The sequence below is a fragment of the Marinomonas flavescens genome (genome assembly GCF_004352835.1).
In the GTDB taxonomy this organism is placed as follows: domain Bacteria; phylum Pseudomonadota; class Gammaproteobacteria; order Pseudomonadales; family Marinomonadaceae; genus Marinomonas; species Marinomonas flavescens.
Window position 1 is genome coordinate 61,029 of record NZ_SJSB01000015.1, and the last position, 8,956, is coordinate 69,984.

Sequence of the window (8,956 nt, forward strand, 5' to 3'; positions counted from 1 at the left end):
GTGTGAGCTGTCTGGTTAAATTGCCGTTAAAAATCCCGCAATAGAAGCATTGGCGGCACTTTTAACACAGTTCGACTGGCGAATACACCTATGCTTGTTATCAGCAGCACCCCAATAATAGGACCTAGCGCCCAAAGCAAAGGGTGCCAGCTCGCTTCCGTCTTAAATACAAACGTTTGCACACCATATAAAGAAGCTTCAGCACCTATCGCAGCAATGATGCCTGAGAACAACCCTAGAAAGCCAAATTCTACTATTAAGGCTTGTCTTACCAGTGATGCTCTTGCACCAAGCACTCTTAGTAACGCGCCTTCTTCGCGGCGCTCTTCAAGCGTAGAACCAATACTAGCAATCAGAACCAAAGCCCCAGCCGCTAGAATGCAAAGCAAAACCAATTGAATAGCTTGGGAAAGCTGCCCAATGATAGTTTGAATCTGTTTGACTAAATCACCAACGTTCAAAATAGATACCGTCGGATAACCAGACATGGCTTTATAAAACGCCTGCTCTTGACCCGCTTTAATGAAAAAACTGCTGACAAAGTTTGCTGGGTAATGCGACAGTAATTGCTTGGGCACAATGACATAGAAGTTAGGACGCATACTCCCCCAATCGACCGTTCGGATCGAGGTTACTGGTAAGGTATAACTAATACCGCCAATATTAAGCGTCAGCTTATCTCCTATTGTGATGCCAGCTTCTTTTGCCCTTTCTTGCTCTAAAGAAATGCCGTTTGCATGAAAATCTCCCGCGACGACTTTATTTCCCTCTCCTACTTGGTCAGCCCAAGTGAGGTTCATTTCTCGTTCAAAAAGTTCTGGCTCAGATTTTCCTTCAGGATAAAGCTTTTCGATACGGTCATTATTCACCTTAGTAATGCGGCCTCTCACCATAGGAAACCAACTAGAAGACGTAAGACCTAATTGTTGGGAGATGTCATTAATACCTTCCACTTGATTGGCTTGAACATTAAACAAATAGTGGTTAGGTGCATCTTTAGGGAGTTGAGCTTGCCAATCAGATACCAGACTGGTTTTTATGCCCACCAAGATAAGTCCTAACATAATGATCAGCGTAAACACCAATAACTGAAATAAATTGGGCGTTAATCGGCGGTAAAGAGACGCCAAACCAATTTGCCAACCACTAGTGGCGCCAGAAGTGGCTAATCGCCCTAGCTTGAACATGACCCAACCAAGAATGGAGACGACCAATCCAACACCGCCGATTGCCAGTGTCATGATGCTAGGCAACATAAAACCTTGGGTATAAAGGCACATTAGTCCGTATAACCCAATAAAACCAACAACGTAAATTGCTAATGCATTTTTTTCCACACGAGCCGCAGGTTGTAAAACAGAAAGCGGCGATATCTGAATAAGTCTAATAATAAGTGGTAAACAAAAAGCAATTAAAGAAATAAAACCGGTGGCAATTCCCAGCCAAAGTTTACTCACTGAAGGCTCTGGCAAAGTGGTTGTCATCAAACTGGAAAGCAGTGAGGAAATGCCTTCCTGTATTAACCAACCACCGACTATTCCCCCCAAAGCCCCAATCACAAAAAGAAACAGCAGTTGTAACAAAAACAATTTAGCCAGTACTCGCGGTGTTGCCCCGAGGGTTTTTAACACGGCTACCTGCATTAGGTGACGCTTCACAAATCGTGATGAAGCCAACGCCATGGCGACACCCGATAACACAACCGCCAAGGTTCCGGCTAATAGTAGAAATGACTCTGCTTTATCAATTGTCTGGCCGATACGTTGACCTTTTTGTTTCGGTGTTTGCCAACGTTGGCCGTCTTTTAGTTGCGGTTGAATCCAAGTTTCATACTGATTAAGTTTGTCCCTGTTGCCGGCTAGCATCAAAGAATAGCGAACTCGACTACCAGGAATGATCACATTCGTTGCCGCCACATCGGCCACATTCATAACTGCGCGAGGCGATATCGCAAACGCAGAAGTACTAGAACCAGGGTCAAGGACAAGATATTTCGATACAGTAAGTTTTTTATCACCTACCTCAACTTCTTGGCCAATGTTAACGTTTAACAAACTGGCTAATCGAGATGATAGCCATATTTGACCTTGCTGAGGTGACTGACTAGAAGCAAACCCTTTGGCAAATATTTGAGTGTCTACCAAAAATGAACCTTTCAAAGGATAGGTATCGCTCACCGCGCTAATTTGAGAAAGCTGTAATTTGTTATTAGCAAAAATCATGGTCGCAAACGAAGCACGAGAAGCTTGCTCCAAGCCTAAATCAGTAGCTTGTTGTCGCCACGCTGTCAGTATCGGTTCATCTGAACGGACTAAGCGATCAGCGGCTAATAAATTGGCGGACTCTTGTTCGAAAGACAATTGCAGTCTATCTACAAACAAACTAATTGACGTTACGGTACCAACAGAAATAATGAGCGCTACGATTAACGTAATGACCTCGCTGCTTCTCATTTCTCTGAAAATAAAGCGCAGGGCAAAATTCATAGAGAACCTTCCTTGAGCTGTCCCGCGGACATAATAAGTTGGCGATCACACATACTGGCGAGTTTATTATCATGGGTTACCATGATAAGTGTGGTGCCTTGAGACCGATTTAGGTCAAACAATAAATTGATAATCGTTTTTCCGTTTTCTTCATCAAGATTCCCCGTGGGTTCATCAGCAAACAGTATTTTAGGTTCAGAGGCAAAAGCGCGCGCAATGGCCACTCTTTGTTGCTCACCACCAGAAAGTTGTCGAGGGTAATGCGTTAAACGATGAGATAAGCCAACCTGCTCTAGCAGTCGCTCTGCTTTTTGACGAGCCTGTTTGTCGCCTTTTAACTCTGCAGGCAACATTACATTTTCAATGGCTTCTAAACTTGGTAAAAGATGAAAAGACTGAAAAATAAACCCAACGTACTCACCACGCAGTAACGCACGTTTTTCTTCACTTAATGACGTCAAGGAATGGTTATAAAGCGTAATATCGCCTGACGTATTTCGGTCTAACCCCGCAAGTAAACCAAGCAGTGTAGACTTACCAGAACCTGAAGAGCCAACGATGGCAACAGACTCACCCTCCTTGATTTCTAAGTCGATTCCTTTCAATATGGTTAAATCGCCAGTTTTCGACGTTACCGTATGCGTTAAGTTGTGTGTTTGAAGTGCGGTAATATTATCCATAGAAAAGTAGTCTCACTTAAGGTTTCTTATGCCATTCAAAATACGGCTTCTGCTCAGCTCAATCGTTGTGATGTTAACACTTAATATTAATGCAGCACATGCTGCTTCTACGCTGCTCATTATGGGTGACAGTTTGAGTGCTGCTCATAATTTACGACAACAAGAAGGCTGGGTAAGTTTGTTAAAAAAGCCACTTGCACATTCTTATCCCAATGTTGTCATCGAAAACGCCAGTGTCAGTGGTGAAACATCCCAAGGTGGACTATCACGCTTCCCAGCATTGCTTAAACAATACTCCCCAAAATGGGTAGTTATTGAGCTTGGTGCCAATGATGCATTACGAGGTTACCCATTGGACCAAACCACGTTAAATTTAGGTAAAATGATTGAGCAAGCTCAACTCGCTAATTCCACCGTCCTGTTGATTGGTAATCGTATTCCTCAAAACTATGGAAAACGCTATACAGATATGTTCTTTGGGCTTTATAAAACGCTTGCAGATCAATATGATGTAAATTACATGCCCTTTATGCTCAAGAATGTCGCGTTAAATAAAACATTAATGCAACAAGATGGACTACACCCTACGGCAGAAGGCCAAAAAGTAGTGCTAAAGAATGTCCTACCCTACCTTATTCAATTGTTAGATAAAGAGAAAAAACAATGAAAGCAGTATTCCTAGACCGTGGATCTTTTCCTAAATCAATCAATATTATCTACCCTGATTGTGTTACCCATATAACAGAATTTGATAACACCCATCCAAATGAGGTGATTGAGAGAATCGAAGCGGCAGACTTCGTTTTGACCAATAAAGTCGAGGTTAACAGAGCGGCTATTGAATCCAGCTCTACATTAAAGCTGGTGCAAGTGATGGCAACGGGGACCAATAATGTAGATAAGGTGGCTTGCGAAGAAAATCATGTCGCTGTGCAAAATGTTGATGGCTATTCTGGCATCAGTGTTCCAGAGCATACTTTTTCACTTCTTTTAGCCTTGCGTCGTAATCTTACTTCCTATCTTGAAGATGTTAAAAAGGGGCGCTGGGCAGAGGCGGAGTTCTTTTGCTTTTTAGACCACCCCATTCAAGACCTAGCCAATACCACTTTAGCTATCATGGGTAATGGCAACCTAGGGCAAAAAGTAGCGAAAATTGCCGATGCCTTTTCTATGAAAGTTATCTTTATAGAACATAAAAATGCGCCACTCGTGCGCCCCGGTTATACCGACTTTGAGCAAGCATTAAAAATCGCCGATGTTGTTACTTTGCATTGCCCACTAACCGATAAAACTAAAAACATTATATCTTATGACGAATTTGAGATAATGAAATCGAACTGCGTCTTAATAAATACAGGCCGTGGCGGCTTAGTGGATGAAATAGCATTAACGGATGCACTCACTAATAAAAAAATCGCGGCGGCTGGCTTCGATGTTGCTACACAAGAGCCTATGCCAATAGATCACCCTCTACAGAAGCTGACGAAGCTACCAAACTTCTTACTCACGCCTCATGTTGCCTGGGCTAGCGCTGAAGCAATGCAATCTTTAGTGGATATTGGAATGGCGAAAATAAAACGTTTTTCTGAAAAAACCATATGAATCTAGAGATTTTATTTCAAGATGAGTATTTGGTCGTCATCAATAAGCCGGCAGGTTTATTGGTTCACCGAACCGAGCTTGATAAAGCGGAAGAAGATGCCGTCGTGCAGCGATTAAGAGACCAAACAGGACAATGGGTTTTCCCTGTTCATCGCTTAGATCGTGGTACATCTGGCGTTCTGGTGATGGCCTTTTCGCCTAAGACTGCTAGGTATTTATCTGAACAATTTGCTAATGCAGCCACGGCTAAAACCTATCACTGTTTGGTAAGAGGGTTGTGTCCTGACAATGGCGTTGTTGATTATCCATTAGCAAAACTCAATGAGCAAAAAGGCAAATCTCGTTTTAAAATAGAAGGGACTGAGAAAGAGGCTCAAACAGAGTTTTCTTGTTTGCAACATTATGAGCTTCCTTTCCCAGTAAGCCGCTATGATTCTATGCGTTTAAGCTGGGTTAAAGTGACGCCAAAGCAAGGCCGAAAGCACCAAATTAGGCGTCATTTTAAACATCAATTTCACCCTTTAGTGGGTGATAGCTGTTATGGCTGTCGTCATGTAAATAAAGTTATCCGAGCAGCTTGGCCAGACGAACAGCGCCTTATGTTACATGCATCCTCGCTAACTTTTTTCCATCCTGACACACATCGCACAATGACATTCAATGCCCAGCTCGATCATAAATTATTATCCGTGCTAGCGAAATTGGAGCAGTTTAAGATTAATTAAGCACTTGATACGGACTACTTTCCCATTTGAAGCTTAATCCATCTTGTATTCCGGTGGACAATTTGATCGATTGCACCTCAGTCGTGGAATGAACAAAGCCACAAGAAAGAAGCAAACGAATGGATGATTCATTCGCTTCTCCGACATAGGCATAGACTGTACTCACCTCATAACATGAGAATATTAACAGCAGTCTTTTCAACACATATTGAGCAATGCCTTGTTTGGTATATTTTTGCTCAAGGCGATAACTTATTTCAATCGTCTTCTCGCCAGCATCCAAAAGTTGAGCGCAAAAGCGACCAATCAACTGCTTATTTCTTGAGTAAATAAGGTAATGCCATGTTTGACTCGAACCAGAAAACTGTTTTTTGAAGTAATTCCTATCCAGCTTCTCTAACGCTTTTTGAGGCAAAAATTGAGCAAACCATAACTGATTACGAGCCTCAAACAAGAGAATCTCATCAATGTCAGCTTCAGTCGCCCGTCTAATTATCAATGACTTCTTTATTACACTTTTCATAACTTAGTACACTATGGCATCAACTCATTTAGTTTAGGTTATATTACGACATTTATGTTGAATTCTTATGTGATCTCCTATTTTATAACTGATAAAATGCTACCTGTATCAAATACATAGAGCGGAACACAAATGAAAAAAAGAAACCTAGTGTATTCAACCGATCAAGGTCGTGTATGCCCCCATTGTGAAGAGCCCGTTGACCATTGTACATGCAAAAACACAGAAGTGATCGGCGATGGCAACGTCAAAATCACGCTGGAAACCAAAGGCCGTAAAGGCAAAGGTGTGACTATTATTTCTGGCCTTGCAATGTCATCAGATGAACTAAAGATACTCGGTAAAAAGCTAAAAGCTCAGTGCGGTACTGGAGGCGCAGTAAAAGATGGCCAAATTGAAATACAAGGCGATAGCAGGCTGAAGCTAAAAGAACTTCTAGAGAAAGAAGGGATAAAAAGTAAGTTTTCAGGTGGACAACCATAATTCGCATAGAAATAATTAACGTATTCTAAATTTTATCCGATATCATTATAGACTCTAATTGGTGATTTTTCTTTAGAACGATATAGTTAATAAAATTATAAATAGAAACACGATTATTTGACCATTATCGTGCTCATGTTCTTACCCTATGGAATGGATTTCTTGGTAAGTTTTTCTCTGTATAGAGGTCCTGATGCAGAACGAAAATCCTACGAAAGCCACAGAATTAATGCAAAAAGCAGTTCCTATGATGCTTAAGTTAGACATAGCGCCGACTCCATATAACTATGGCATATGGTACGAATACGTCTCTAATAGAAACCAAAAACTAAATCAAATTATGGATGGTACCTTGCGAAAACTGGGTAATCTACCCGGCTATTTATCGCGTGAGTTATTTCATGAGTTTTTGCTGCCTGATGAATTCCAAGAAGGACACACTCAGAAAAATAAACTGCAATCCATCGTTACTCATGTTGAGTCTTCTTCAAAAAACATGAGTAATGGGCTTGACGAACTGTCGGCTGTTTTGACTAAAAGTCAAAAAATACTAAAACGTGCCGATAAAAGTGAGCATCTTGAGAAAGTAATCCACTATCTTGAACAAGGTGCACTATCGGCTAGCCAGAAAGCTAATCAATTCAATCAATCCCTGTCTCAAGTTCAAGAAGAGCTGGCTCAATTAAAAGTTGAATTTGAAGACCTTAAGAAACACATAGAAATTGACGAGCTCACTCAACTACATAACAAAAAAGGCTTGGAACGCTATCTTTATAAATGGCTACCTGACGCAGAAGATGACGTGAGTATTATCTTATTGGATATTGATGATCTAGGACTAATTAACGATCAATTTGGGAAGCGCGCTGGAACCGGGCTGATTCGCTATATTGCCCAATTAATAAAATCATTTAAGTTAGAAAAAGCCATTATGGCAAGATTTGAAGGCGGCACCTTTGCCATTCTTCTCAATGAAGCCCCGTTAGATTTCACACACAGCTTTGCAGAACTACTTCGCCAAAAGGTATCCGAACAAAAGATTCGTTATAAACAAAGTAAAATCCACATGCCTCAAGTAACCGTTTCTCTTGGAATAGCAACAATCTTAGGGCAAGAAGGCCCTAATGATTTACTAGAAAGAGCCCGTGATAATCTACAACATGCAAAACAGTCAGGTAAAAATCGCACATCAGACCGTTAAAATATTAAGGACATGTTATGCCCAACAGCACCACTCCGTTTCATACTAGTTTTTTTAGCGTTAGAGATTACGAATGTGACATGCAAGGGATCGTCAATAATTCTGTTTATCAAAACTATTTAGAACACGCTCGTCACTCTTTTATAAAATCTAGAGGTCTGGATTTCGCAGAAATAACGGAAAGTGGAATACATCTAGTACTAATGAAAGCAGAGCTAGAATATAAGCGCTCGCTGAAAAGCGGCGATGATTTTTTTATTGAAACCTTTGTAGAAAGGATTTCACGCTTTAAATTTGTATTTCACCAAACTATCTTAGACTCAGATCGTAATAAATTCTTGTCTGCCAAAATGACTATTGCGTCTATTACCGCCGCTGGAAAGCCCATTATTTTTGAACAAGCCAATGCCCTGCTCTAACATTGTTGTAACCCACAAAATACAAGCACCAACAGGTCAGCCTTAGCGCTGGCCTTCCCATCTAATACCATCTCGTACTTATTCTCTTAATTTATGATAATTCTCTACACTTTTCATAGTGAAAGCACGTTGATCTGCATGTGTAAATTACGAATTAACGACTAAGTGAATATTTTCAATATGATTTTATTAAGCGCATTTATTCTTATTCTTCCTTATGCCTGAATTCAAGTCCGAAGTGCGACACTTTTCACTTCAAGCAACTAAGCACATTTCTTTAAACACTACGGCTGGTTGCTTGAACCCTAAACACTTCCTTGGACGATTATTTATTCGTCTCATTGCGAAGTGTATTCTCTCTTCTGTAACACGTCTTAAATCAGTACCTTTGGGCACATATTGCCTTAGGAGTCCGTTGCTATTTTCGTTTGCTCCACGTTCCCAAGAACTGTATGGATGAGCAAAATACACTGTCGTTTCTAATGCTTCGGCTATCTCAGCGTGATACGCGAACTCTCGACCATTATCTGCTGTGATCGTGTGAACATGATCTTTAAAATGCAACAATAGCTCTATGGTTGCTTGAGTCACATCTTTGGCTGATTTCGAATCCACTTTCTTTATAAGGTAAAAACGTGTCTTTCTTTCTAGCAAGGTGACAATTGAGCCTGAGCCGTGCTTACCTAAAACAGTGTCTATCTCCCAGTCTCCAAAGCGCTTTTTGGTATCAACAATTACAGGCCGATCATCAATGGATACCTTATTCTTGATCACTTCAGCTTTTGTTCTCTGGCCTTTCCGGTAGCGTTTTCTTCCTTGCCTCAAATGGCGGTAAAG

The 8,956-nt window shown here is 41.0% G+C and carries 10 protein-coding genes; 6 read left to right on the forward strand and 4 right to left on the reverse strand.

All coding sequences use genetic code 11. From position 1 onward, the window contains the following. Positions 1 to 26: 26 nt before the first annotated feature. A complete protein-coding gene (locus E0D70_RS14215; protein ID WP_133012953.1) occupies positions 27 to 2,486 on the reverse strand; it encodes an ABC transporter permease in 2,460 nt (819 codons plus the stop codon). Further along, complete coding sequence (locus tag E0D70_RS14220; RefSeq protein ID WP_133012954.1) at positions 2,483 to 3,166, reverse strand: ABC transporter ATP-binding protein; 684 nt, start codon at positions 3,164 to 3,166, stop codon at positions 2,483 to 2,485. The genes E0D70_RS14215 and E0D70_RS14220 overlap by 4 nt, the downstream gene beginning before the upstream one ends. Positions 3,167 to 3,194: 28 nt before the next feature. Between E0D70_RS14220 and E0D70_RS14225 the strand changes: the two genes are divergently transcribed. From E0D70_RS14225 to E0D70_RS14235, 3 genes are read left to right on the forward strand one after another with little or no spacing between them, the layout of a single operon-like run. Then, positions 3,195 to 3,833 (forward strand): arylesterase, encoded by a 639-nt coding sequence (locus tag E0D70_RS14225; RefSeq protein ID WP_133012955.1) that lies wholly within the window; start codon positions 3,195 to 3,197, stop codon positions 3,831 to 3,833. Then, positions 3,830 to 4,768: a D-2-hydroxyacid dehydrogenase gene (locus E0D70_RS14230; RefSeq protein WP_133012956.1), complete on the forward strand. Its 939-nt coding sequence runs from the start codon at positions 3,830 to 3,832 to the stop codon at positions 4,766 to 4,768. Before E0D70_RS14225 ends, E0D70_RS14230 begins: the two co-directional genes overlap by 4 nt. After that, complete coding sequence (locus E0D70_RS14235) at positions 4,765 to 5,493, forward strand: pseudouridine synthase (RefSeq protein ID WP_133012957.1); 729 nt, start codon at positions 4,765 to 4,767, stop codon at positions 5,491 to 5,493. The genes E0D70_RS14230 and E0D70_RS14235 overlap by 4 nt, the downstream gene beginning before the upstream one ends. Here E0D70_RS14235 and E0D70_RS14240 read toward each other — a convergent pair. After that, positions 5,486 to 6,016 (reverse strand): GNAT family N-acetyltransferase, encoded by a 531-nt coding sequence (locus E0D70_RS14240; protein ID WP_133012958.1) that lies wholly within the window; start codon positions 6,014 to 6,016, stop codon positions 5,486 to 5,488. The genes E0D70_RS14235 and E0D70_RS14240 overlap by 8 nt on opposite strands. Positions 6,017 to 6,148: 132 nt before the next feature. On the opposite strand from E0D70_RS14240, the gene yciH reads away from it, so the two are divergent. The 3 genes from yciH (at position 6,149) to E0D70_RS14255 (ending at position 8,119) form a co-directional block, all read left to right on the forward strand. Further along, a complete protein-coding gene (gene yciH / locus E0D70_RS14245) occupies positions 6,149 to 6,499 on the forward strand; it encodes a stress response translation initiation inhibitor YciH (RefSeq protein ID WP_133012959.1) in 351 nt (116 codons plus the stop codon). 193 nt (positions 6,500 to 6,692) lie between these two features. Next, a complete protein-coding gene (locus E0D70_RS14250; protein ID WP_133012960.1) occupies positions 6,693 to 7,700 on the forward strand; it encodes a GGDEF domain-containing protein in 1,008 nt (335 codons plus the stop codon). 17 nt (positions 7,701 to 7,717) lie between these two features. Further along, positions 7,718 to 8,119 carry an acyl-CoA thioesterase gene (locus E0D70_RS14255; RefSeq protein WP_133012961.1) on the forward strand — a complete coding sequence of 134 codons (402 nt, stop codon included), beginning with the start codon at positions 7,718 to 7,720 and terminating at the stop codon, positions 8,117 to 8,119. Between the two features lie 255 nt (positions 8,120 to 8,374). Here the strand turns inward: E0D70_RS14255 and E0D70_RS14260 are convergent. Then, positions 8,375 to 8,956 (reverse strand): IS30 family transposase (locus tag E0D70_RS14260; protein WP_133012962.1); only part of this gene is annotated, 582 nt, incomplete at its 5' end.

What these genes read in the sequence shown, in the direction of transcription:
- E0D70_RS14215 (WP_133012953.1), bottom strand. Translation starts at nt 2,486, where the DNA reads ATGAATTTTGCCCTGCGCTTTATTTTCAGAGAAATGAGAAGCAGCGAG.
- E0D70_RS14220 (WP_133012954.1), bottom strand. Translation starts at nt 3,166, where the DNA reads ATGGATAATATTACCGCACTTCAAACACACAACTTAACGCATACGGTA.
- E0D70_RS14225 (WP_133012955.1), top strand. Translation starts at nt 3,195, where the DNA reads ATGCCATTCAAAATACGGCTTCTGCTCAGCTCAATCGTTGTGATGTTA.
- E0D70_RS14230 (WP_133012956.1), top strand. Translation starts at nt 3,830, where the DNA reads ATGAAAGCAGTATTCCTAGACCGTGGATCTTTTCCTAAATCAATCAAT.
- E0D70_RS14235 (WP_133012957.1), top strand. Translation starts at nt 4,765, where the DNA reads ATGAATCTAGAGATTTTATTTCAAGATGAGTATTTGGTCGTCATCAAT.
- E0D70_RS14240 (WP_133012958.1), bottom strand. Translation starts at nt 6,016, where the DNA reads ATGAAAAGTGTAATAAAGAAGTCATTGATAATTAGACGGGCGACTGAA.
- yciH (WP_133012959.1), top strand. Translation starts at nt 6,149, where the DNA reads ATGAAAAAAAGAAACCTAGTGTATTCAACCGATCAAGGTCGTGTATGC.
- E0D70_RS14250 (WP_133012960.1), top strand. Translation starts at nt 6,693, where the DNA reads ATGCAGAACGAAAATCCTACGAAAGCCACAGAATTAATGCAAAAAGCA.
- E0D70_RS14255 (WP_133012961.1), top strand. Translation starts at nt 7,718, where the DNA reads ATGCCCAACAGCACCACTCCGTTTCATACTAGTTTTTTTAGCGTTAGA.